Raw genomic sequence first — 23,012 nt, forward strand, 5'->3', positions numbered from 1 at the left:
GAGCTTTATAATCGCTTAGTTTCTTACCTTTTAAATATCCGCTCATAGCCTAAAATTGCCGCTTCAAAGCGCGTTGCGGCGACATATTTTAGGCTATTTAGACGAGCTAGCGGCGAGACTTTTGCCTGTGCTCTTTGCACCCGCTCGGCTTGGATATTTGAGTCCGCTAAATCGGTCGGATGCGCAAAAATATCGCTAAAATACATCTTTAAGCCGTTTTGTAAAAGCAAAATTCGCCAAAAATCAGCCACGCAAAGCGCCTTTTTGTGCGTTTGCAAGATCTTTTCCGCCGCGCGCCTATCAAGCACGTAGGCTGCCGCTCGGTAGATCGTTCCGTAAGAGCGCTTTGAGACTAGCCAAAAATCCTCCTCCAGCTTTTTGCCAAATGCGCTAAATCGCCCATCTAGTCCGTCTTGCGCGCCGCAAATGAGCGCCGAGCCCGCATCCATCTTAGTAGCCGTTTCAAACGCCTTTTTTACGCCGCTTTCATCGCCGATGACGTCGTCTTCTAGAATGAGCGCAAAGCTGGCCTTGCTTTTTAAAAACTCCTCGTAAGCGCGCACGTGAGAGAGCGAGCAACCGACCTCGGACGGGCTTAATAGCCTGCCGTAAGCCTCAAGGCTAGGCAGCGCGTAGCCGTAGTACTCCTTTGCGCTCATCGCCCTACCGTCGGTTGCTTCAACAAGCCTAAATTCGCCGTAGTTTTTAAACCGCTCTTTTAGCTTTTGCCTGCGCGCCTCGTCGCTTTTTAGCGAAATAACGAATACTAAATTTTTCATCTTTTAAACTTCGATTTGATTTTATTTATCACGACCAGTTGTTCTCTTTTGTCAAATATCAAAAATAGGCTCGCGGCGTAACCGAGCGCAAGCAAAATCGCCGAATACGCGGCAAATTCGCCCCAGCTTGAAATTTGCACGAAATTTCGCAGCCAAAAAAACAGTCCGCAAACGGCTGCAAAAACGGCTAAATTTTTAAAATAAACGCCGTAAAAAGTAGTAAGCGGTAGGCTCAAATTTAACGCGGCGTTTATGAGGTCAAATCCCAAAATGCGCACCGAATAAAGCGCGGCGCCGACGGCCGTCATACCGTAAATGCCGTAAGGCGTAAATTTAAGCACGGCAATCTGCGCCAAAATCGTGCCCGCACCCAAAATCGTGTTTGCTATCGCGGGGCGTTTTAGTTTATTCGTCGCGCCGTCGAGATTAAAAAGCGAAAAAACGTAGCTGATAAATATAATCGGCACTAGAGTTATCATCGAGAGATTATAGATTAGACTTATCTCGTCCGCGCTTTTAAACGGCAACCAAAGCGTGTAAAATTCGCGCCCGAAAGCCACGAAAATAGCCGCCGGCACGCTCATAACAAACGCCGTAACTCGCATCGAAAATTTAGCCTCCGCAACAAGCGCGGTCAAATTTGATTTAGAGTAGTGCTCGACGAATTTTGGCGCAAATATCGCGCTAAGCTGTGCCACAAAGCTCTCCAAAATGATCGGAGCCGCCTTTGAAACGGCTAAAATTCCCGTCGCGTTAGCGCTTAAAAAGATGTTGCAGATAAACAGATCCATACCGCTCATAAGCACGCGGTTTAGGGCGTTAAAGCTATTATAGACGCCTGATTTTAGCAGCTCTTTTATCCGCATAAAGTCAAATTCGCGCGGGTTAAATTTAAGCTCTGGCGTGATGCGACGCAAAACCCAAACGCTCGTAAAAAACACAAAGAGCGACGCGACTAGAGCGGAGATCGCGATATAAGCGATCATCGGTCTGAAAAAATAAAAAAGCGCGACGATAAGAGCGGCCAAAATGGCGCTAGACGCGGCGTTGCGAACGGAGATGATGTAGAGCTTGTTTTTGATAAACATCGAGACGCTGATGACGCCGTTAAAAAGCCCGACGCAAAAATTTATAAAATAAAACGCAAAAGTAAGCCGCACGTCGCCTAGTAGCGCGTCGCTCACGTTTAGTACGCTTTGTAAATTTAAGATAAAAATGCCCGCGCCCAGCAAAATAAGAACGCAAAAAAAGATATTTACGACTAGAACCGACGAGTAGTAGGCGTTTGCCGCGCGGATGCCCCCTCTGTGCCACTCGTACGCGACGAAGCGGCCGCTAACGGAGTTTATCGCAGCGGTCACGACTAGGGCGTAAGCTACGATAGCGTTAGACAGCCCGACAAAGCCGTAGGCTTCGTTGCCTAGGCTTTTTAGAATGTAAGGCGTAAGGAAAAAATTTATCCCCATCGAGACGATAAAAACGACGATAGAGCTGATCAAATTTACGAGCATTACAGCCTTGCGTCGGCGTTTTCGTAGACGTTTTTGATATCGTAAACGAGAGCTTTGCTAAATTTTAACCCTTTAAATTTATCGTGAGCGACGGCGATCACTACGCAGTCGTAGTCCGCCTCGTCAAAGCTTTTTAGAGGTACGATACCGTATTCGCGCTTCACCTCGGCTTCGTCCGCCCACGGATCGTAGACGTCCACGCTGCAACCAAAATCCCTAAGCTCCTCGATCACGTCTATCACGCGCGAGTTGCGGATGTCTGGGCAGTTTTCTTTAAACGTAAGGCCAAGCACCAAAACGCGGGCCGAATTTATCAAAACACCCCTTTTTATCATTAGTTTTACAACTTGATCTGCAGCGTATTTGCCCATATTATCGTTTATACGGCGTCCGGCTAGGATCATTTCCGGATGAAAGCCAAGCTCCTGCGCCTTATGCGTGAGATAATAGGGATCCACGCCGATGCAGTGGCCGCCCACTAGCCCAGGACGGAAATTTAAGAAATTCCACTTTGTGCCCGCAGCCTGCAAAACGGCGTTCGTGTCGATGTTCATCTTGTTAAATATCATAGCAAGCTCGTTCATAAAGGCGATGTTGATATCGCGCTGCGTGTTTTCGATGACTTTGGCGGCCTCAGCGACCTTGATAGTAGGTGCTTTGTGCGTGCCGGCCGTTATGATCGAGCGGTAGACCTCATCGACCTCGTTGGCTACCTCGGGCGTCGAGCCGCTAGTGATTTTTTTGATTTTAGTTACGGTGTGCTCTTTATCGCCCGGATTTATGCGCTCCGGCGAGTATCCGCAGAAAAAGTCCTCGTTAAATTTAAGCCCGCTTTGCTCAAGTAGCGGCACGCAGATCTCCTCCGTGACGCCAGGATACACGGTGCTTTCATACACGACGATATCGCCTTTTTTTAGCACTTTAGCGACGCTTTGCGTGGCTTTTATGACAGGCGTCAAATCTGGGCGCTTATTTTTATCTATCGGTGTCGGAACGGTGACGATAAAAAAGTTGCAATCCTTTATATCGTCCAAATTTAGGCTAAATTTCATGCCGTTCTCTATCGCTTTTTTCATCTGCTCAGCACTTAGCTCCAGCGTGCGGTCATACCCGCTTTTAAGCTCCTCTATACGGGCAGCATTTACGTCAAAGCCTGTGACTTCGTACTTCTCACTAAACGCCGCCGCCAATGGCAGCCCGACGTATCCTAGTCCGATAACGGCTATTTTCATTTATTTTTCCTTTTTAATTTTTTTGGTTCTATCGTTTTTACGCGTTCATACACTCTTATTTCCGCGCCTACGCCCTGCGGAGTTATTATTTTTACGGGGCTAACGCCTGGTAAAATTTGAGTGAGCTCATAATAAACCCGCCTCTTTTTCTTTCCGTCCTTGCAAAGCATCATCGTTTGCGCTAGCTCATCCCCGCCGCTAAATTCGTAATAAATACCGCGCGCGTCCTCTTTTTCCTCGAGTTTTCCGCCGAGTAAAAAGGCGAAGTTGCAGTCGATTTGCATATCTTTAAAAAACGCGACCTCGTATTTAAAATAATCAGGCGGCATCTTTGAGATAGGTAGCTCAAAAATATTTTCCTCGGTTTTAGCTGCGTTTTCGCCCGCCAAAAGTGCAAACGGCAACGCGCAAGCCGCGATAAAAAGTAAAATTTTCCTCATGATTTCACTCCTATTTGGAAATACTTAAAGCCCAAATTTGCCAGATTTTTCGCGTCGTATTGATTGCGCCCGTCAAAGATCACGGCGTTTTTTAGGCGTTGCTTCATCTCCATAAAATCAGGCGACCTAAACTCGCTCCATTCGGTCACGAGCGCGAGCGCGTCAGCACCGTTTAGCGCGTCGTATTTATTTGGGGCAAATTTTAAATTTGAGTTAGGTAGGTATTTTTTGGCTTCGTTTACGGCCTTTGGATCGTAGGAGACGACGTTTGCGCCCGCGTTTTCTAGCGCCTTTATGAGCACTAGCGAGCTAGCCTCGCGCATATCGTCGGTATTTGGTTTAAACGCTAGCCCCCAAATCGCCACCGTTTTTCCGCTCAAATTTCCGCCGAAAAATGCTGAAATTTTTTCAAAAAGTACCGTTTTTTGCGCTGCGTTTCTAGCCTCCACCGCGCTTAAAACCTGCGGCTCAAATCCGTTTTGCCTAGCGGTGTAGATGAGCGCCTCGACGTCCTTTGGAAAGCAACTGCCGCCGTATCCGCAGCCAGGATATATAAAGCTATAACCGATGCGAGAGTCGCTGCCGATGCCTTTTCGCACCAAATTTACGTCCGCTCCCACGCGCTCGCAGATACCCGCGATCTCGTTTATAAAGCTGATTTTAGTCGCTAGCATCGCATTTGCGGCGTATTTGGTCATCTCGGCCGATTTTACGTCCATGGCGATAAAGCGGTCGTGATTTTTCATAAAGGGCGCGTAAAGCTCGCGCATAACGCTTTGCCCCCACTCGCTGCTAGCGCCCACTACGACGCGGTCTGGCTTTAAAAAGTCCTCGACCGCAGCGCCCTCTTTTAAAAACTCGGGATTTGAGACGACCTCAAATTTGACGTCCATATTTCTCTTTTTTAGCTCGCCTGCGATCACTTCGGTTACGTTCTCCGCAGTGCCCACGGGAACGGTTGATTTATCCACGACGATTAGCGGCGAGGTTAAATTTTGTCCGATACTTTTTGCGACCTCTAGCACGTAGCGCAGATCTGCCTGCCCGTCCGCGCCCATAGGCGTGCCCACCGCGATAAATAGCACGCTAGCATGCGCCAGGGCTTCTTTTATATCGACGCTAAATTTAAGCGCGCCGTTTGCCCTGCACTCCGCGACGATCTCGCCAAGACCCGGCTCATAGATCGGTATGACGCCGCTATTTAGGGCGTTTATCTTTGCTTCGTCCACGTCCACGCATATGACGTCGTTGCCCATTTTAGCTAGGCACGCGCCGCTAACGAGCCCCACGTACCCCGTGCCCACGACTGCGATTCTCACAGCCTTTTCTCCCACTCGAGCGCGGTTTTTATGATGAGCGCGAGATCCTCTCTTTTAGGCCGCCAGTTGGTTAAATTTCTTATCTTTCCCGGCTTTGCGATGAGACGCGCGGGATCGCCCTCTCTGCGAGGCGCGCTAATTACTTTAAAATCAACCCCGCTTACTTTTTTAGCCGTTTCTATAACCTCTTTTACGCTAAAGCCGCGGCCGTAGCCGACGTTAAAGATTTCGCTTTTTTCATGCTCGTTTAGGTACTCCAGCGCGCTTAGATGCGCGTCGGCTAGGTCGCTCACGTGGATGTAGTCCCTCACACAGGTGCCGTCTGCGGTCGGATAGTCGCTACCGAAAATTCCCATGCTTTCGCGTTTGCCCAGAGCCGTCTGCGTCGCGACTTTGATTAAGTGCGTGGCGTTTGGGTAGTTTTGCCCGATGAGCCCCTCTTCGTCGGCGCCCGCGACGTTAAAGTACCGCAAAATCGCAAATTTGAAATTTTCATTTGAAGCGGCGTAGTCTTTGATGATCCACTCGCTCATTAGCTTGCTTCGGCCGTACGGATTTATCGGATTTGCCGCGGTTTGCTCATCGACCTCGCCGATCTCGGGCTCGCCGTAAACGGCTGCAGTGGAGCTAAATATAAATTTATTTACGCCGTACTCTTTGCAATAGGTTAAAATTTTAGCTACGTTTGCGGTGTTGTTTAGGTAGTATTTTATCGGATCTTGCGTGCTTTCAAAAACCTCGATAAATGCGGCAAAATGGATGATTGCGTCAAATTTGCCCTCCGCAAAAATCCCGCTTAAATCATCCTCTAAATTTGCCTTTACGAACTTAAATTTACCGATTTTTTCAAGCGCGTCAAGCGCCTTTGTCGTGCCTTTGCAGAGATTATCCACGACCGTTATCTCGTGCCCGCCTTGTTTTAAAAGCGCCTTTAGCACGTGAGAGCCGATGTAGCCCGCTCCGCCTGTTATTAAAATTTTCATATGCGATTCCTATTTCTGCTTTATGCACAAATTTATCATAATATTTTGCATAATTGCTTTTCGCAAGGTATGCCGTCGTTATCGCCGTCGGTTTTTTGAGTGCCCCCATTCTCATATCTTCCGCATTTTTTCAAATACCATTTAGCCTCTGCACAACTATTAAAATGACTGCAAAGAGTCTTTTTATTGCAATCTATTTCGACACCGAAAGCAAAACTTGCGACCATTAAACCAAGCAAAACATATTTCATATTTTTCTCCTTAAAAGATGGGTGATTTTAGATAGCTTCGGTATTATATGTAGATTAAACTTATAGAAAACTTTTGCAGCAATGCGCCCGTTAAATTTGCCCAAGAGAGCGACAGCTGCGTAAAACGAGCGGTTTTTGACGCAACTGTTTCAAATAGTAGAAAAAGAATTAGATCGGCTTGACGAGCAGTGTTTTGTAAAATACAAAAAACGCAAGCGTTAAATTTAGCCGTCCTATCACGCGCTTAGCGTAAATTTACGACACCGACCTCAAAGCAATCAGCGGGCAAATTTGCCCGAAGCGGCCGAATTTAATCCTCTCTAACCCGCAAAAATACCGGAAACCTCGGCACCCCTTTTGCGGTTAAATTTTGATATTTGTAGGTTATTATAGAGCCGATTTTAGGCGGATTTGCGCGCTCTTCGTCGCTAAAGCCCGAGCCAATCTTAAATTTTACTCCGCCAGCGATTTGCTCGTCCGAGTTTGAGCCCGCCGCGCTAAGCGCCTTACAGGTTACCGAGCCCATGAGACCCGCAAATTTGCCCGTGCCCGCGTTTATCGCCATCACCTCGCACTCGGCGTCTTTAAATTTTTTATATTTCAGCGCGTTTTTGCTTCGTTTTCGCTCGTATGGCGCGTTTGGCTCGCGCACGACCGCGCCCTCGCCGCCCTTTGCGATGACAGCCTCCGCAAACGCCTCAAATTCGGCGTTATCTTTTACTTTTACCTGCTTGATTATCTTTAAATTTTGCCCGGCTTGAGGATTTTGCAAGATAAATTTTTCAAGCTCGCTAAGTCGTTTTAAAAGTCCGCCGCCGCCCTCAGGTACGTCAAAAACGTAAAATTTAACCTCGCTCCACTCCGCGACGCTGGGCATTTTGTCCATCACGATCGATTGTATTTTTTCAAATTCGCCCCGTGCGGTGTAAAGCTCGCCGTCGAGCGCAAAAGACGGAAAATGCGCACTCCAACCCTCTGGCGCGGCTAAAATTTTACCGTTTCGCGAACGCAAATTTCGCCCGTCCCAGTAGGCGCGCACGCCGTCAAGCTTCTCGCTAGCTAGCCAGCCGCCGACGTTTTGACCTTTGTACTCGCTAAGTTTTAAAAGCTCAAATTTAGCGTTTTTAGCGGCATCTGTGCTTGCGGCGCTACTTAGATTTTCGCCCTGCGCCGCCGAAGCTAAATTTAAAAAGGCAGCCAGCAAGAGCGCGAAAAATCTCAAATTTTAACTCCGTAAAACTCGCAGTACCACTCGATAAACCTCGCCACCCCGTCATTTACGCCAGTTGCGGGCTTATAGTCAAAGTCCGTCACCAGATCGCTCACGTCCGCAAAGGTTGCAGGCACGTCGCCGGCTTGCAGCGGGAGGAAGTTTTTTTCTACCTCGCGGCCGATTTTTAGCTCGACGGCCTTGATGTAGTCCATGAGCTCGACGGGGCTATTGTTGCCGATATTATAGACCTTAAACGGCGCGCTTGACGTGGCGGGATCGGGATGCTTCGGGTCCCACGCGGGATTTGGCTTGGCTGGGTTATCGACGCATTTTATGATGCCCCTTACGATGTCGTCCACGTAGGTAAAGTCGCGCTTCATCTTGCCGTAGTTAAAGACGTCGATTTTCTTGCCCTTTAGCGCGGCGTCGACGAACAAAAACAGCGCCATATCAGGGCGTCCCCACGGGCCGTAAACGGTGAAAAATCGCAGCCCTGTAGTCGGCACGCCAAATAGATGCGAATACGTATGCGCCATCATTTCGTTGCTCTTTTTAGTCGCGGCGTAGAGGCTGATCGGGTGATTTACGCCCTCGTGCGTGCTAAATGGCATATTTTCGTTTAGGCCGTAGACTGAGCTAGAGCTTGCATAGACTAGATTTTTGATCTCATTGTGGCGGCAGCACTCAAGGATATTTATAAAGCCGGTGACGTTGCTGTCGATGTAGGCTTGCGGATTGATGAGCGAATACCTCACGCCCGCTTGCGCGGCTAAATTTACGACGCAGTCAAATTTTTCTTTCTCAAAAAGCTCTTTCATTGTCTGGGTATCGGCTAGATCGGACTTTATAAATTTTAAATTAGGCTGCGTTTTTGAGGTGATAAGCTTGCCATAGTCTATCTCGCTTATGTCAAAGCCGGCCGTTTTTAGGCGCGCAAGCTTTAAATTTACGTCGTAGTAGTCGTTTATCACGTCGTATCCGACGACCTCGTCGCCCCTTTTTACGAGGGCGTTTGCCAAGTGAAATCCGATAAATCCCGCCGTTCCGGTTACTAAAATTTTCATGTTTTTTCCTTTACGATTTGACTTTATTTTAGCGTATTTTTGCGCCCGTTCTCACTGCTCGTCCAAATTTATCTCGGGCATATTTTCTTCGGTGTAGTACTCCTCCGCCCCGGCCTGCTCGTCGTCGTCATTAAGCTCCGGCTCATCCTCGTAGTTTTGCGTTTCAAGGCGCACGAGCTCGCGCTCTACAGCCTCGCAAAACACCGGCGTATAGCCCATCTGAGCGCAGTTTGCCGCGAGCCACTCGCTCATCACCGAGATATCGTCCGCGTAATCATCCAGCGTCAAATTTCCGCGCAAAAGCTCGTATTTTAGGAATAGCCAGTATGTGTTTAGCACGTCGCTTTCGCAGTATTCGTTGATCTTGTCGATCTTGCCGTCAAAAAACAGCTCCATCACCTGATCGCCGTGCACGTCGTATTTGCCGGGCAAATTTAGGCTAGCGCAGAGAGTATCTAGCTTTAGCCCGCGTACGGATCCAAACTCGCTCACGTGATCGAGCAGATCGAAGTGAAATTTGCCGCTATACCTGTCGCGGTAGTTGCCGTCCCATTTGCCTTTGCCAAGCTCCTTGTTTTCGACCTCGTAAAAGCTCGGAAACGAGACGTTGTACCTCATCGCGCGAGTTAAAATCATCGGCAGGTCAAAACCCCGTCCGTTAAAGCTCACCAGGCGCGGGTTGTGCGAGTTTACGAAACCGATAAATTTATTTAGGATTTCGCGCTCGTTTGCGCCTTTCATCGTGCTTACGCGCAAAAATTTACCGTACTCGTCCGCCATCACCGCAGATATCGCCACGACGCGGTGAAACATCACGGGCAAAAACTCGCTTCCGCTTGCTGCCTTTTGCGCTGCAAACGCCTGCCTTGCCACCTCCGCGTCGCTTCCCTCATACCCGTAAATTTTACGCAAAAGCGCGGTATCGGGCACCGTCTCGCAGTCAAAAACGCAGATATAATTTTTAGCCATTTCAAACCTTTTTTAGCTATTTTTGCCTAAAATGATAGCTAAAAATCTTTATAAAAGCGGTAAATGAGTAAAAATTTAAGCCCAAACATCGCCGTTATCAAGCTCTCCGCCCTGGGCGATATCGTCCATGCGGCGACCGTGCTGCAGTTTATCAAAAAGCACTTGCCGCAAGCCAAAATTACGTGGTTTGCCGATGCTAAATTTAGCGAGATTTTGTTCCTTTGCCCGCAAATTTCGCGCGTCGTATCGCTACCGCTAAAAAACGGCGAGTACAAAAAAAGCTTGCAGCTGATCGCGTCTGCTAAGCAAGAGGGCAAATTTGACTACGTCATCGACCTGCAAGGGCTGATCAAATCCGCCGCGGTTGCGAAACTTCTTGGCAAAAACAGTTACGGATTTGATAAATTTAGCGTTAAGGAACCGCTTGCGGCACTGTTTTACGGGCATAAATTTAGCTGCGACTACGCCCAAAATATCATCTTGCGAAATTTGGGCCTTACAGCTTTTGCTCTGGGATTTAGCTTTAGCGAGGATGAGATTTTAGCCAAACAGCCTTGTTTTAGCGCTTCTCAAAGTAAATTTGATAGCTCAAAAAAGAAAATTTTGATAGCACCCTTTGCTAGCGAACCGAGTAAAATTTACGATAAATTTGGCGATGTTATCGCGCTGCTAGACGATCCGAAAAATGAAATTTTCGTCTGCTTTAACGGCGAAAAAGAGGAAAAAGAGGCTCTAAATTTGATAAAAAACTCAAACGCAAAAACTCTAAATTTGAGCCTAAAAGAGCTCGTGAGCTTTATCTCAAGCTGTGATCTGGTTATCGGCAACGATAGCGGCGTGACGCATATCGCCTGGGCGCAAAATCGCCCCTCTATCACGCTTTTTGGCAACCGACCAGCAGAGCGAAATGCCTTTGCTAGCCCCGTAAATTTAACGCTTGACGCGGGCAAAAAAATAGACGCGAAAAAGATAGACAAAAGCGACTTTTGCGTGCGAGATATCGCGCCGCAGACTATCGCAAACGCGGCAAAAAGGCTACTTGATGCGTGATTTATTTTACCTTTGGCTTTATAAATTTTTTAAATTTATCTTTACCGTTACGCCCGCGTTTTTGCTGGATCCGTTTTTAAATTTCATCGCGTTTTTGTTTTATAAATTTGACGCCAAACACACCAAAATCATCAGAGCAAATCTAAATTTCGCCTACGCTGACGAGCTTACGGCCACGCAAAAAGAGCGGATCATCAAAGACACGTACCAAAACTACGCCAAATTTGCGGTAAATTTTATAAAAAATCAAAACGCGAGCAAGGAAAAAATCCTAGAAAAAGTCGAATTTAAAAACTTAGAAATCTTTCAAAACGCGCTCGCCTCTGGCCGCCCGATCATCGTGCAAACCGCGCACTACGGGCAGTGGGAGCTCTTTTCTCTCGCGATGGCGGCGAAATTTGGTGGCGTTAGCATCGTCGGGCGCGCTCTTGATAGCGCGGTCATGCAGCGCATTTTGGAGGCGAATCGAACTCGCTTTGACATCGAGCTCATCGATAAAATGGGCGGCGCCAAGCAAATTTTAAAAGCGGTCAAGGCGCGCCGATTAGTGGGCATCCTAGTCGATCAAAACACCGCCAAAGAGGAAGGCGTAGAGGTCAAGTTTTTCGGACGAAAAGTCCTGCATACGCCTGCAGTTAGCATCTTTGCGCAAAAAACGGACGCGCTCATAGTGCCGGCCTTTATCCGTGAAAAAGCGCGCAACCTCAGCGAAATTTGCTTTTTCCCGCCGATTGACGTTAGAGAATTTGAAAAAGACGAAGCCGTGCTAAAGGCCACGCAAGCTCAATCAGACGCGACCGAGGCCGCCGTGCGCGAGAAGCCGGACGAGTACTTTTGGTTTCACAAACGCTTTAAGCATTTTAACGAGGAAATTTATAAATGCTAAGCGTCGTAATCCTCACGCTAAACAGCGAAAAATACCTCGCCGAGGTACTAAAAAGCTGCGAATTCGCAGACGAAGTCGTCGTGGTCGATAGCGGCTCGCAGGATGCTACGGAGCAAATTTGCTCTGGGTTTAAAAACGTCAAATTTCACAAGCAAAAGTGGCTGGGATTTAGCGCGCAAAAGCAGCTGGGAGTGGATCTAGCGCGTAATAGCTGGGTTTTCGTGCTAGATAGCGACGAGGTGATTTTAGAGCCTTTGCGGGATGAAATTTTGCAGGTTTTGCAGTGTCCCGAGTTTTGCGCATACGAGGTAGCTCGCGCAAATATCTTTTTCGGTAAAGAAGTGCGCACTATGGGGCTTTACCCGGACTGCACGGTTAGGCTTTTTGATAGGACACTGGCGAAGTTTGACGGGCGCGAGATACACGAAAAGGTCGTTTTAAAAAGCGCGGCCAAAACGGACGAACAAACTCCGGCAGACGGCGCAAATTTAACCGCTACCAAAAATCAAATCGGCAGGCTAAAAAACCACTTCAAGCACTATGCCTACGATAGTATCGAGCAGTTTATCGCCAAGCAAAATCGCTACTCGAGCCTGGGCGCAAAGGGCGCAAAATCAAGTAAATTTAAGGCCGTTTTAAATCCCGCGTGGACGTTTTTTAAGCTATTTTTCCTAAAAGGCGGCTGGCGCGAGGGCTGGCGCGGCTACGTGATAGCAAGGCTTTACGCGCAATACACATTTTGGAAGTATGTAAAATGAAAGATAAAAAAATCAAAATCCTAGTTATGAAATTTAGAAACATCGGCGACGTGCTGCTCACGACTCCGCTCATCGAAAACCTGCGCCGCATCTACCCTGACGCGCAGATAGATTTCGCGCTAAACAAGGGCACCGAGGCGATGATCGAAGGCAACCCGGACATCCAAAACATCCACGTCTACGACCGCGCAAATATAAAAGAGGTCGGCTTTTTCAAGCGACTTTGGCGCGAGCTAAAGTTTATCCGCGCTATCAAAAAGCAAAAATACGACATCGCCGTGCAGACCACGACGGGCGACCGCGGCATCATCGTCGCCAAATACGCTAAAATCAAAACCATCGTGGGCTTTGAGGGCAAAAACAAGACCGTAAATAAAATGATAACGCACAAAGCCCCAAAAATAGGAGGCCTGCGCCACACCGTGGATAGAAATCTAGACGCCTTGGCCGCGCTCGGGCTTGAGCCTAGCGGCAAAAGAGTTAGCGTGTATTTCGATCCGGACTGCATCAGTCATCTAAATTTGCCGCCCAAATTTATCCACGTGCACCTAACTAGCCGCTGGATGTTTAAGTGCGCGGACGACGAAACTATGGCCGCGATAATCGACTTTTGCGAGGGTCTTGGCGTAGGGGTCGTGCTAACAGCCGATAACAACGACGCCGAGCTAAAAAAGTTAGACGACGTGCTGGCGCTGTGCTCCTCTAGCCCCGTAAATCTAGGTGGCAAACTCACTCTAAAACAAACCGCCGCGCTATCAAAGCGCTCCGCGATGTTCATCGGCGTAGATACGGCGATCATGCACCTAGCCGCAGCCAACGACGTGCCCGTGATCGCACTGTTTGGGCCTAGCGGGGCGTTTGAGTGGGGGCCGTGGGACAACGATCTGGACGAAAGCGGCTACACGCAGCGCAACGGCAACCAAACCATGGGCAAGCACGCGGTATTTCAAAAAGACTGGGACTTTGTGCCGTGCGACAAAGAAGGAATGATAAAGCACGACGTGGAGCGGACGCTGATGAGATTTGAGGGCGAGGAGCTAGAGGCGATAAAGAGCAAAATCAGGGAAAATTTGAGCCGAAACTAAGCGCGCTTTGTAAAATGCGGCCGCTTTGGCTAAATTTTACGAGCAAATTTGAGCCGCGAGCGGTAAGTTTGGCTGCTTTGGTTAAATTTGACGATCAAATTTATCGGCTCGGATCTTGCAAAGTCAAATTTTACTTGAACGCTAGCCGTCAAATTTGAACTTCTTGATTTTATAAATTTGGGTGCTTAAATTTGACGCCTACGCTTTCTTTTCGTTAAACATATACGAAATCACGAAAACGATCAGGCAAATGGGCGCGAACGCAAAGGCCACGCTCCAGCCGGCAGCCTGCTCGCCCCAAAAATACCCCGCTGCGAGGCATGCCAAAAACCCGCCGTAAAAAGCGCCGAGCGATAAATTTTCTACCGCAAAAAGTAGCAAACTAAGATTTGGATTTTTTACAAACAGCTTGCTTGGCTTAAAATTTTTATATCTTTTGAGTAGATACCAAAGCAGCGCGCAAGCCAAAATAGCAAATATTGCCGCAAAAACGGCAATCCTTAGCGCGCCCTCAAAAGGCAAAACCGCCAAAATCGCCGCGTTTGGCGTGCCTGCCACCTGCAAAACCGGACCGATCAATGCCGCCGCCCACCAATCAAGCAAGAAAACCATCGGCACCGCCAGCAAATACCTCGCCGTCCTGTGAAATTTATATCTTTGTTCCGCGTTTTATCCTTTTTGGGTTACATTCGTTAAAATAAAATTTCAACCAACTTTATCCGCCGTGAATCCACATATCCAGCTCCTGTCTTGCCGGGACTTTGATATCAAAATTTATATTTCCGCAATTATCGTATAAGAATTTACGTCGCAAATGCTTCATATGAGTGTAAGCCAAGACTTCGTTAAAGCTTTCTAAATTCTCATATCCGCTTTTTATTCGCATTAAATTTTCTTTGCTTTTGATTTTTGTTAAATCTTCTTTATTGTTAAGCTCGATATACCAACTTATATAACCAGGTCTGGCATAATTCACAAAAAATTTATTCTCTTTAATTAAAAATGATTTTTCTAAAAACATTTTTCCACCATGAAGCGGATTTTTCTCTTCGGACAAGATGATAGGCTTTTTAAAGCCTAAAATTTCATCCTTATACACAAAATATTTAGATAGATCGGAGATATCTATTTGCGTCTTGTCTTTTATCTCATAATCAAAACTCTTTCTGTCGGTATTTTCAACTAAAAAATCAAACCAGTTTTCTTCATTGAAATCGCCGATTAGATAGAGCTTGGAGACGCTCGCCGTATAAAAACTATGGCCGAAATTTTTTATATCGTGCTCATCGATAATGGTATTTCGCAAAATTTCATAGTCGTGATATCTTTTAAAATAATTTATAGCGGCATTTTGAAGTAGCTCTTCGTTGCTTAAAGCTCTATTCTCTTTTAGGCAGTATCCCTTTTGATATTTGTAATAGCTAAAAATGGTAACTACGGAGGAGCCTTGCGAAGTGGAGTAATCTGGCACGATGCGGACAAATATGGCGCAGAAAAGTATCACCGCGGCTAGTATTTTAAATTTATATTTGCGAAATTTCATAATGGATCCTTTAAATGCCGCCAACGAAGCAAACGCACACCCCGCCGACGAGCGAAATTACGCCCGCTACTTCGTGCCTTTCAAATTTGGGTCAAATTTTAGCCAGGCTCGTCAAAGTACCAAAATTTGACTCAAATTTAGAGCAAATTTTACTTCTTTATCTTCGAGTATATCCCGCCCAAAATGTCGTTTTGATAGATAAAAAGCGTGCGTTTTAGCCACGCGGCGTCCTTTTTAGCGGCGATGCGCTTGATAGCCGATAGGTCGCCGTCTGGTCTGTTTATACCTCGCTGCGTCGTAAAAAACGCCTCGTATCCCGCCTGTCTAGCTAGACGCATCAAATTTTCGTCGTATTTGCCGCGCGGCCAGCATAAAATTTTATCCTCGACGCCCAAATTTGCGCGCATAAACTCACGGCACCGAGCGAAATTTTCCTCAGGCGGGAGCGCGCTGAAATACTCGTCAAAATGCGTATGCGTATGCGAGTGAAAGTCAAAAACGTCCCGCATCGCAGCTATCTCGTCAAGGTTTAAAAACACGTCCTGTGGGCGCTGGGGCGCTGCTTTTTTGTATTCTTGGTGCATTAGCTCGATAAACTCGCCCCGCCGCATACTTGCGCGCTCGATCCACTGCGTCACTAAAAATATCGTCGCCCGTAGCCCAAGCTCGCGCAAGACCTGGTAAGCGTAGACGTAGTTATCCTTCCAACCGTCATCAAAGGTGATGAGGACGCTTTTTTTAGGTACGGCTAGCTCGCCCTTTTTATAGGCGATAAATTCGCTCATCGTAAGCGTTTTATAGCCCGCCTCGGCGAGAAATCTCATCTGCGAGGCAAAATCCCCTACGCTAGAGGCGATAAATCCGCCCTTTTTTAAAACGTGATGATACATCAAAACGCTAACGCTCAACGCCGCCTCCTTTAGCTCCCGTCCGCGCCGCTAAAAATACGAAAAATCCAAGCATATAAAACATATAAAGTATGCGTAAATTTATCGCCTCAAATAGCCCGCGCACGCCGAAATAACACGCTAGCGAGATAAAAATCGCAGCAAAAAGCAGCTCGCGCGAGCGTAAAAAATGCCTAAACGCATACGCCAAGAGAGAGATAAAACCGCCAAACAACAGCGCCGTGCCGACCGCGCCGTAGTAGTAGTAATGCCCGATAAAAAAAGGCTCGTCGTTAAACCAGTACCGCTCGCCGTTTGGCCTCGTCTGCATCATCGAGATATGTGCGCCTTTGTCCGCCTCGTCGCGCAAAAATGCATCGTACTGCTCCTTGCCGTATCCAAGCCCGGTTAGCGCGCGCGGACTAGCAAAAAGCAGCGGCAAGCGCTCCTTTAAGATTAGGTCGCGCCCCGAGCTAAAGCCCGCACCCGCGATACGCTCTCTCATGCTCTCGTTTTCGAGGTTTGCCTCGCTCACTATCCCGATCTGCAAAAATTTATACATCGCCGTGGGCGAGCTCAAAACCGCCACCGATGCGCCCGCTACGCAAACGGCGAAAATAACGGCAAAGAGTTTAAATTTACGTTTCGCTTCGCCGCCTAAGATATACAAACAAAAACCAAATAAAACAAAACAAGCCAGTACCGCACCCCAGCTACCCCTAGTGCCGCTCAAAATATCAAGCCCTACGGCCGCAAGACAAAGCGCGCCGCACGAAACTCGCGCCCAAAGCCGCCTAAAGATAAAAACTCCCGCCAGCACAAAAGGCAAAAATCTATCCACGTAGTCCGCGTACGCTCGGCGCACGACCCGCGCGTCAAATTCGCCCGCGCTGCCAAGCCTCCCAAACTCGCTAAAAAGCGGCGCGGCGTAATAAACGCTGATAACCGCAAAGGCCGCTATCAGCGCGTAAAAAAATGATTTTGCTTGAGCGGCCTCGCCGTTTGCCGCGACGTAGACAATGAGCAAAAAAGCAAATCCGCGCCCAAATTCGCCCGCAGCGTTGCCCAGCGAATCAAACTGCGGCGCGTAGGGAAAGGCCGAGATCAAAAACGCATAAAAGGTAAATGCGATAAGGCAAAACGCGGGCGAGCGAGAAAGGCTAAAATTTACGCCGACCCTTGCGGCAAATCGCGTCCTATCCGTGAAATAAAGCCAGATCGCGCAGACAAGCGCGAGATAAAGCGAGACGTTTTTCGCCGCCGTCATACGCGGCATATGCTCGCAAGCGATAAAAACGCAAACGAGATATAAGGCGGTGTTTTGCAGGCGGTTTTGCAGTTTCGTCATTTTTTTCCTTAAATTTTAAACGCCCATTATAACGATAAAATCATTAAAATCCAGTAAGCGGTTTTTGAGTCAAATTTTCACTCTCGCTCGCTCAAAAATGTCCGTAAATTTATAAATTTATGCTAAATTTAGGCTAAATTTTATAAATAATAAAGGCTTACGTTTTGATATATTTTCTCATTTATTTGCTGCTATATCCGTATCTTTTTGCGATGAAAAAGCTAAAATTTAAAGGCGAAAAAGGCAAAATTTTACTCATCCAAACCGCTAAAATCGGCGACTACGCAAACTCGACCGTGATCTTTGAAAAACTGGGCAAATTTGACGTACTCATCGACGAGATAAATCTAGCCTTCGCAAAACACGACAGCCGAATAGAAAAAATATTTACGATAAACGGCGTAAAACGCAAAAAAACCTCCAAACTAGGACTCGCACTCGAGCTTTTTTCGCGCAACTACGAGAGCGTCTACGTGCTGATGCCAAACAGTCTAAATCTCTTTATAGCGCGCTGCACGCTAGCTAAAAACATAGTCGCCGTGCACCACTACGCGGCATCTAGCGACTTTGCCCTGCTGGCGCTCGGTATGAAAAAAGTGCCGCATACCCTGCAAGACCTCACGCTGCTAACCTACCTAAAAACGCTGGGCGAGAGCGAGCTAAAATATGAAAAATGTTTGCAAAAACCGCTCTTTATCCCGCAAGAAAATCTAATAAAAAGCGGCAAATTTAAGATTGGCGTAAGCCTGAGCGCGGGCAACAAAATGAAAATGCCGCCAAAACATACTTGGGAAAAAATATTTGAAATTTTCGCTAAATTTGACTGCGAGGTTTACATTTTCGGCGTCGGCGAAGAGGCTGCGCTGCTAAAAAACCTGCTCGCGGAAAATACGGACAAAAAACAGACGGAAAATCCGAGCGATGGACAAATTTGCGCAAATTTAGCCGGTAGCGATACGAGCGAAATTTGCGGCGATCTTAAAAATGCAAACGAAGAGCAACCAAAAGCTCAAATTTGCAGCGAAAGCAGTACTGGCGGCGAGTCAAATTTTAGCTCGCAAATTTGCGATACTTACGTGAAAAAATTCGGTGAAAACGAGCTAAAAATCATCTCTTTGATAGATAAAATCAAACTTGAGGAGCTGCCGTTTTACCTCTCGCAGATGCAGCTTTACGCGAGCTCGGATACGGGCAACTACTACGTCGCAGATAGCGTTCGCACGCCCACGATCTGCCTGATGGGGCCCTGCTTTGCTAGCGAACAAAGAGGCGTCGCCGACTCGCTCGTGATAAACTCGAATTTATCGCCCGTTAGCTCCGTGTTTAAAACCGTGCGGGATATCGACGCGAGCGCGTTTTTCGAGCTTAGCGAGCAAAACCTCGCAGACATCGAGGCCTTCGTCAAAGTTCGCTATATATCCTATCTATCCCGCGAAGATAATTTTCTATGCTAAATGCCTTTATAACGGCTTCATCGGGGCTTTTTGAGCTGGGTTTTCGCAAGCTTTCAAAGCAGGCCAAAAGCGCGTCCGAGCTTCTTTGAACTATAAAAAAATCTTGCTTTTTTGAGGAGATTTCATAAATCTCCCTTATGACGGCGATATCAGAGTACACCACGCCAAGCCCGCAGCCAAGCGCCTCGATCACGACTCTAGGTAGTCCCTCGTCGCTAGAAAATCCAAGCACGTAGTCGCACGCTGCGTAAATCTCGTCCATCTTGGAGACAAAGCCCAGATACTCGGCTTTGTCCGATTTTATCAGTGCGTCAAATTTGGCTTTCGCGCCCGCCTTTAGCTCGCCTCCGCCTGCGAAATAAACCTTTATATCGCTTCTTTTTAGTCCCGCAAGCGCGTCAAAAACTAGCTCGTGCCCCTTTAGCGTCAAGAAATTTGCGGGCATTACGATATTTATTTTTTCGGCGTCAAATTTGGCTTTTAGGGTGGCGCTTTTATCGTCGCCGCTATTTTTTAAATTTGACCGAGAATGGCTCAAATTTTCATCCGTCTCAGACTTTTCCCGCCTTAAAGCAGGCGCCTCCACGGGGTTATAAACAACGTTTTTGGTCATTTTTATCTGCGCGGCGTAAAAATCGTAAGTCGCGTTTGAAACGCAAACGGGCGTAAATTTTAGCCGCTTTAAAATCTCAAGCTTAAAGGGCTCGACGGCCGAGTTTTTGCGCAGATGCTGTACTACCGCGATATTTAGGGTGTTTGCGGCGGCGATGTAGGCGAGATTGGTTGAAAAGTGATTATTTAAATGCACTACGTCTGGCCGCACCTGCCGCAGCAAGCAAAGCGCGTAGTCGTAGTCTTTTTTGTAGAGGTATTTTGCTAAAATTTGACCGCCTAGCGCGCGCAAAAGCTCTTTTTTTAGCTTTGAGGGCTGTTTTTTGGGCTTAAATTTTATAAATTTCGCCCCGGCTTCTTCTATGATTTGCGAGATATTGCGCCCGCCCGCCTCGTAATCAGTCTCAAAAAAAGCGCAAAGCTCGTATTTTTGCTGCGCGGCAAGCCCGCGCAAAAGATACAAAAAACTCTTCGTTCCGCCGCCGTATTCGCGCCCCGTATCGACGAAAAAAATCTTTTTCAAATCATTTCCTTTAACATCTCCCAGACCTCGCGCGCCTCAATTTGCAGCATACACTCCTGAAATTTGCAGTTTTTGCCGACGCAAGGCGAGCAGGTGCGCGGCTTTTTGATAAATTTATGGATATTTTCGTCAAAATCCGGATTTGAGTTTACGGGCGAGGCGACGGCAAAAAGCCCGATCGTGGGCGTCCTTAGCGCGGCTGCGACGTGCAGCGGGCCGGTATCGGGCGTGACAAGCACGTCAAGCCTAGCTATCAGCGCCGCGGCCTCTCGCAGACTAAATTTACCCGCCGCATCTATCACGTGCGCGCTTCTTAACTCCTCGTCTAACTGCGCGGTCATCGCTCGCTCGGCGGGGCTGCCCGTTAGCACGATGACGGCGTCCGTGCGCTCCAAAATAATTCCCGCCAGCTCCCGCCAACGCTGCCAAAACCACTGCCTGGAAACCGTGCTAGCCCCCATCTGAAAGCCGATAAATTTGCGTTTGCCGTCTTTTTTTAGCATTTCATCGACGCGGGCGAAATCCTCATCGCGCAGATACAAATTTAGCCTCGTGTCGCGACTTTTGATGCCTACGAATTTAAGCTGCTCGAGGCGGTTTAGTACGACGTACCTCTCATCTCCGTATGGCTCTGGCTCATTTGAGTGAAAGGGGCTAAATTTACTGCCGGCATTGGGTAGTTTAAAGACGTATTTGGCTCCGCTTAAAACGGCTAGCGGCGTAGCCTGCGGCTCGTTTGAGTGCAGGATAAAAACTATGTCCGGCTTTATCTTTTTTAGCTGCGATAAAGAGCGCAAAAAGCCGCCTTTTTTGCCGTCATAAAGCAAAATTTCATCGATATTCGGATCGGTTTTAAAAAGCGGCGCGGTAGATGGATTTAGCAAGGCAACCGTGCGTACGTGCGGGAAATTTTGCCGAAAGACGCGAAAAACGGGCGTGTTAAAAATCGTGTCGCCAAGCGCGGTGTTGCTAAAAAAACAGACCGTTTGGACGGGCTGCGTAACCAGCTGCGTTTTGCGTACGCTTTTAAATCGCAAAATGAGCCGCGCCGCGCCCTCAAAAAGCCTCATACATCGCTTCCGTCTGCGCAACCATCGTCTCTATCGAGAAGTTTCGCACGATAAATTCCCTCGCGTTCACGCTAAATTTCGCCCGAAGCGCCGCGTCTTCTATCAGCGTTTTTAAAGCCTCTTTGAGCGATTCTTTGTCGCCGTTTTTAAACAAAAGCCCCGTTTCGCCGCTATTTATCGCCTCACCGATACCGCCCGCGTCGCTACCGATGCAAGGCACCCCGCACGACTGCGCCTCGAGTAGCGCCGTGCCCAGTGCCTCCATCTTTGAGGGCAGCACGAAAATATCAAAACTGCCCAAAAACTCGCTCACGTTGGTGCGCGAGCCTAGCATATAGATGTTTGGCGTTTTTATTTTTTTTAGATTTTCCTCCTGCGGACCGTCACCGACCACGACTAGAGCGGTATTTGGTAGATTTAGCTCACTAAAGGCTTCAAACAAAAGCTGATGATTTTTCGCCGCGCGCAAGACCGCCACGATACCCACCACGACGCACTCCGAGCTCAAATTTAGCTCCTCTTTTATATTTTTAGTAAAATTTGGATTAAACCGCGCCGTATCTACGCCCGTGTAGATAACGTCTATCAAATTTTCCCGCACGCCCTGCGAGACTAGCTGAGTTTTGACGGCGTTTGAAACGGCTACGATTTTATCGTTTACATTATAACTAAATGCCGATCTGATCGGCGTTTGCAGGTGTCTGGTGCGCACTACTTTAGCACCCGTTAGCTTTGAGACGATCGCGCCAATGTTGCCATCCTTGCCCGAGTGCGTGGCGATGACGGAGATATTTTTTTCGCGCACGAAACGGCAAATTTTAAAAATTTCAAAAATATTATAGACCTTGCTTAGGTTAAATTTCACAAACTCGCAATCAATCGGCTTTTCAAAGCTTTTTGAGCCGGGATTTAGCGCGTAAAATACCTTAAATTTATCCTTGTTTAGCCCGTTTATGACGCGCTGCGTGCGGTGCTCCTGACCGCCAAAGCCCAGCGAGCTTTCAAGCTCTAGGATGTTGATTTTGTCCGTTTTTTTCATATATTTTTGACCGCCTCGTAGATTTCCTCGTCCGCGACGTCCTGCGCCCTTTTACTCGAGCTTTGTAGCACGGTACACTCCGCGCCGCCGTAAATCGGAGCCCAGCGAGCGGCGTCTGTTTTGCCAAGCACGAGTACCGTTTTTACCCCAAGCGCAGGAGCTAAATGCGCAACGCCGCCGTCAAGCGTGAGGACAAATTTAGCCGCCCAGATATAGCCGGCTAGCTCGTCTAAATTTTTAGTCGAGTCAAACTCTACGCCCGCTTCTTGCGCTACTTTTTCGCCAAATTTTACGTCCTCTGCGCTAACGGCGACGCGTCCGAAATTTTGCTTTAAAAATCCCAAAATCCGTAAAATTTTAGCCTCGTCCATGCGGTTTTGCTCCACCCTCGAGGATACGTGAAAAAATACAAAATCCTTAAATTTCTCGCTTTTAAAGCTAGGTACGTAAAGCATCTTTTCCCCGTCAAATTTCGCTCCCAGCGGCGCTACTAGCTCGCAGCAAAGCAACACCTCGTGAGGCGGCGGATTAAAGCTTAGTTTATGCGTTATTAGTGGCCCGCCCTCGTTTTGCTTTGCCACGCCTATCGTCGTTTTAGCTCCGGCGGCTCTGGCAAATATCGCGGCAGAGGGCGAATAAGCGCTCCTAAAAATCACGGTTGCATCGTATTTTTCGCGGCAAATTTGAAACAAAATTTTACATTTTCCCCAAAAAGCCCGCACTTTTGCCGCTACTCCTTTTACGTGCTTTGGTTTAGTATAGATATAGATTTTGTTTAAGAATGGATTGCCGCGAACAACGCATGCGTTTAGGCTATTTACCACGATATCTATTTGCGCGCCCGGATGAGCCTTTCGCAGCGCCTCTATCGAGGGCGTCGTGCAGATGAGATCGCCGATGTTATCGTTTCTAACGAGCAAAATTTTCACGATTTTCCTTTTTTGGCGCGATTATACCCATTTTACGCTTATACTTATTTACGCCCTCATCCCTCGC

At 47.7% G+C, this 23,012-nt stretch carries 23 protein-coding genes; 5 read left to right on the forward strand and 18 right to left on the reverse strand.

The genetic code is table 11. The annotated features are described in order from the left end of the window. Nucleotides 1-23 precede the first annotated feature (23 nt). From H7R39_RS10390 to H7R39_RS10435, 10 genes are all read right to left on the reverse strand, one after another. Nucleotides 24-779: a glycosyltransferase family 25 protein gene (locus H7R39_RS10390; RefSeq protein ID WP_185899182.1), complete on the reverse strand. Its 756-nt coding sequence runs from the start codon at nt 777-779 to the stop codon at nt 24-26. Then, nucleotides 776-2,290 (reverse strand): MATE family efflux transporter, encoded by a 1,515-nt coding sequence (locus H7R39_RS10395; protein WP_185899184.1) that lies wholly within the window; start codon nt 2,288-2,290, stop codon nt 776-778. The genes H7R39_RS10390 and H7R39_RS10395 overlap by 4 nt, the downstream gene beginning before the upstream one ends. After that, nucleotides 2,290-3,522: a Vi polysaccharide biosynthesis UDP-N-acetylglucosamine C-6 dehydrogenase TviB gene (tviB, locus tag H7R39_RS10400; protein ID WP_185899186.1), complete on the reverse strand. Its 1,233-nt coding sequence runs from the start codon at nt 3,520-3,522 to the stop codon at nt 2,290-2,292. The genes H7R39_RS10395 and tviB overlap by 1 nt, the downstream gene beginning before the upstream one ends. Next, on the reverse strand, nt 3,519-3,962 hold the full coding sequence (locus tag H7R39_RS10405) for an ecotin family protein (RefSeq protein WP_185899188.1): 444 nt from the start codon (nt 3,960-3,962) through the stop codon (nt 3,519-3,521). Before H7R39_RS10405 ends, tviB begins: the two co-directional genes overlap by 4 nt. Then, nucleotides 3,959-5,281: a UDP-glucose dehydrogenase family protein gene (locus H7R39_RS10410; RefSeq protein WP_185899439.1), complete on the reverse strand. Its 1,323-nt coding sequence runs from the start codon at nt 5,279-5,281 to the stop codon at nt 3,959-3,961. The genes H7R39_RS10405 and H7R39_RS10410 overlap by 4 nt, the downstream gene beginning before the upstream one ends. After that, complete coding sequence (galE, locus tag H7R39_RS10415) at nt 5,278-6,264, reverse strand: UDP-glucose 4-epimerase GalE (protein WP_185899189.1); 987 nt, start codon at nt 6,262-6,264, stop codon at nt 5,278-5,280. The genes H7R39_RS10410 and galE overlap by 4 nt, the downstream gene beginning before the upstream one ends. Nucleotides 6,265-6,299: 35 nt before the next feature. Next, nucleotides 6,300-6,515: an excalibur calcium-binding domain-containing protein gene (locus H7R39_RS10420; RefSeq protein ID WP_185899191.1), complete on the reverse strand. Its 216-nt coding sequence runs from the start codon at nt 6,513-6,515 to the stop codon at nt 6,300-6,302. A 310-nt stretch (nt 6,516-6,825) separates the two neighbouring features. Continuing rightward, nucleotides 6,826-7,737, reverse strand: coding sequence for a DNA ligase (locus tag H7R39_RS10425; RefSeq protein ID WP_185899193.1), 912 nt, complete (start codon nt 7,735-7,737; stop codon nt 6,826-6,828). Beyond that, nucleotides 7,734-8,792, reverse strand: a complete 1,059-nt coding sequence (locus H7R39_RS10430) for an NAD-dependent epimerase (RefSeq protein WP_185899195.1) — start codon at nt 8,790-8,792, stop codon at nt 7,734-7,736. The genes H7R39_RS10425 and H7R39_RS10430 overlap by 4 nt, the downstream gene beginning before the upstream one ends. 51 nt (nt 8,793-8,843) lie before the next feature. Beyond that, nucleotides 8,844-9,761 carry a 3'-5' exonuclease gene (locus H7R39_RS10435; protein ID WP_185899197.1) on the reverse strand — a complete coding sequence of 306 codons (918 nt, stop codon included), beginning with the start codon at nt 9,759-9,761 and terminating at the stop codon, nt 8,844-8,846. A 63-nt stretch (nt 9,762-9,824) separates the two neighbouring features. Between H7R39_RS10435 and waaC the strand changes: the two genes are divergently transcribed. From waaC to rfaQ, 4 genes are read left to right on the forward strand one after another with little or no spacing between them, the layout of a single operon-like run. Beyond that, nucleotides 9,825-10,811, forward strand: a complete 987-nt coding sequence (gene waaC / locus H7R39_RS10440) for a lipopolysaccharide heptosyltransferase I (RefSeq protein ID WP_185899199.1) — start codon at nt 9,825-9,827, stop codon at nt 10,809-10,811. Then, entirely contained in the window at nt 10,804-11,697 is an 894-nt protein-coding gene (locus tag H7R39_RS10445; protein ID WP_185899200.1) for a lipid A biosynthesis lauroyl acyltransferase, read from the forward strand. The genes waaC and H7R39_RS10445 overlap by 8 nt, the downstream gene beginning before the upstream one ends. After that, nucleotides 11,691-12,455, forward strand: coding sequence for a glycosyltransferase family 2 protein (locus tag H7R39_RS10450; RefSeq protein ID WP_185899202.1), 765 nt, complete (start codon nt 11,691-11,693; stop codon nt 12,453-12,455). Before H7R39_RS10445 ends, H7R39_RS10450 begins: the two co-directional genes overlap by 7 nt. After that, nucleotides 12,452-13,540, forward strand: a complete 1,089-nt coding sequence (gene rfaQ, locus H7R39_RS10455) for a putative lipopolysaccharide heptosyltransferase III (RefSeq protein ID WP_185899204.1) — start codon at nt 12,452-12,454, stop codon at nt 13,538-13,540. Before H7R39_RS10450 ends, rfaQ begins: the two co-directional genes overlap by 4 nt. A 198-nt stretch (nt 13,541-13,738) precedes the next feature. On the opposite strand, the gene H7R39_RS10460 is transcribed toward rfaQ, so the two are convergent. The 4 genes from H7R39_RS10460 to H7R39_RS10475 form a co-directional block, all read right to left on the reverse strand. Continuing rightward, nucleotides 13,739-14,167, reverse strand: coding sequence for a hypothetical protein (locus H7R39_RS10460; RefSeq protein ID WP_185899206.1), 429 nt, complete (start codon nt 14,165-14,167; stop codon nt 13,739-13,741). A gap of 88 nt (nt 14,168-14,255) precedes the next feature. Then, entirely contained in the window at nt 14,256-15,083 is an 828-nt protein-coding gene (locus tag H7R39_RS10465; RefSeq protein WP_185899208.1) for a hypothetical protein, read from the reverse strand. Between the two features lie 149 nt (nt 15,084-15,232). Further along, the gene (locus tag H7R39_RS10470; RefSeq protein WP_185899210.1) at nt 15,233-15,991 is read right to left on the reverse strand and encodes a polysaccharide deacetylase family protein; all 759 of its coding nucleotides are present in this window, start codon (nt 15,989-15,991) and stop codon (nt 15,233-15,235) included. Beyond that, nucleotides 15,981-17,318 (reverse strand): hypothetical protein, encoded by a 1,338-nt coding sequence (locus H7R39_RS10475; RefSeq protein WP_185899212.1) that lies wholly within the window; start codon nt 17,316-17,318, stop codon nt 15,981-15,983. Before H7R39_RS10475 ends, H7R39_RS10470 begins: the two co-directional genes overlap by 11 nt. A gap of 164 nt (nt 17,319-17,482) precedes the next feature. Between H7R39_RS10475 and H7R39_RS10480 the strand changes: the two genes are divergently transcribed. Beyond that, nucleotides 17,483-18,772 (forward strand): glycosyltransferase family 9 protein, encoded by a 1,290-nt coding sequence (locus H7R39_RS10480; protein ID WP_185899214.1) that lies wholly within the window; start codon nt 17,483-17,485, stop codon nt 18,770-18,772. On the opposite strand, the gene H7R39_RS10485 is transcribed toward H7R39_RS10480, so the two are convergent. The 4 genes from H7R39_RS10485 to H7R39_RS10500 are packed head-to-tail and all read right to left on the reverse strand — an operon-like array spanning nt 18,720 to nt 22,945. After that, nucleotides 18,720-19,907, reverse strand: a complete 1,188-nt coding sequence (locus H7R39_RS10485) for a glycosyltransferase family 4 protein (RefSeq protein ID WP_185899216.1) — start codon at nt 19,905-19,907, stop codon at nt 18,720-18,722. The genes H7R39_RS10480 and H7R39_RS10485 overlap by 53 nt on opposite strands. Beyond that, complete coding sequence (locus H7R39_RS10490; RefSeq protein ID WP_185899218.1) at nt 19,904-20,977, reverse strand: glycosyltransferase family 9 protein; 1,074 nt, start codon at nt 20,975-20,977, stop codon at nt 19,904-19,906. Before H7R39_RS10490 ends, H7R39_RS10485 begins: the two co-directional genes overlap by 4 nt. Next, on the reverse strand, nt 20,964-22,016 hold the full coding sequence (locus tag H7R39_RS10495) for a glycosyltransferase family 4 protein (protein ID WP_185899220.1): 1,053 nt from the start codon (nt 22,014-22,016) through the stop codon (nt 20,964-20,966). Before H7R39_RS10495 ends, H7R39_RS10490 begins: the two co-directional genes overlap by 14 nt. Further along, nucleotides 22,013-22,945 (reverse strand): glycosyltransferase family 9 protein, encoded by a 933-nt coding sequence (locus H7R39_RS10500; protein WP_185899222.1) that lies wholly within the window; start codon nt 22,943-22,945, stop codon nt 22,013-22,015. The genes H7R39_RS10495 and H7R39_RS10500 overlap by 4 nt, the downstream gene beginning before the upstream one ends. Between the last annotated feature and the right edge of the window lie 67 nt (nt 22,946-23,012).

The sequence above is a fragment of the Campylobacter massiliensis genome, assembly GCF_014253065.1.
GTDB lineage: Bacteria > Campylobacterota > Campylobacteria > Campylobacterales > Campylobacteraceae > Campylobacter_A > Campylobacter_A massiliensis.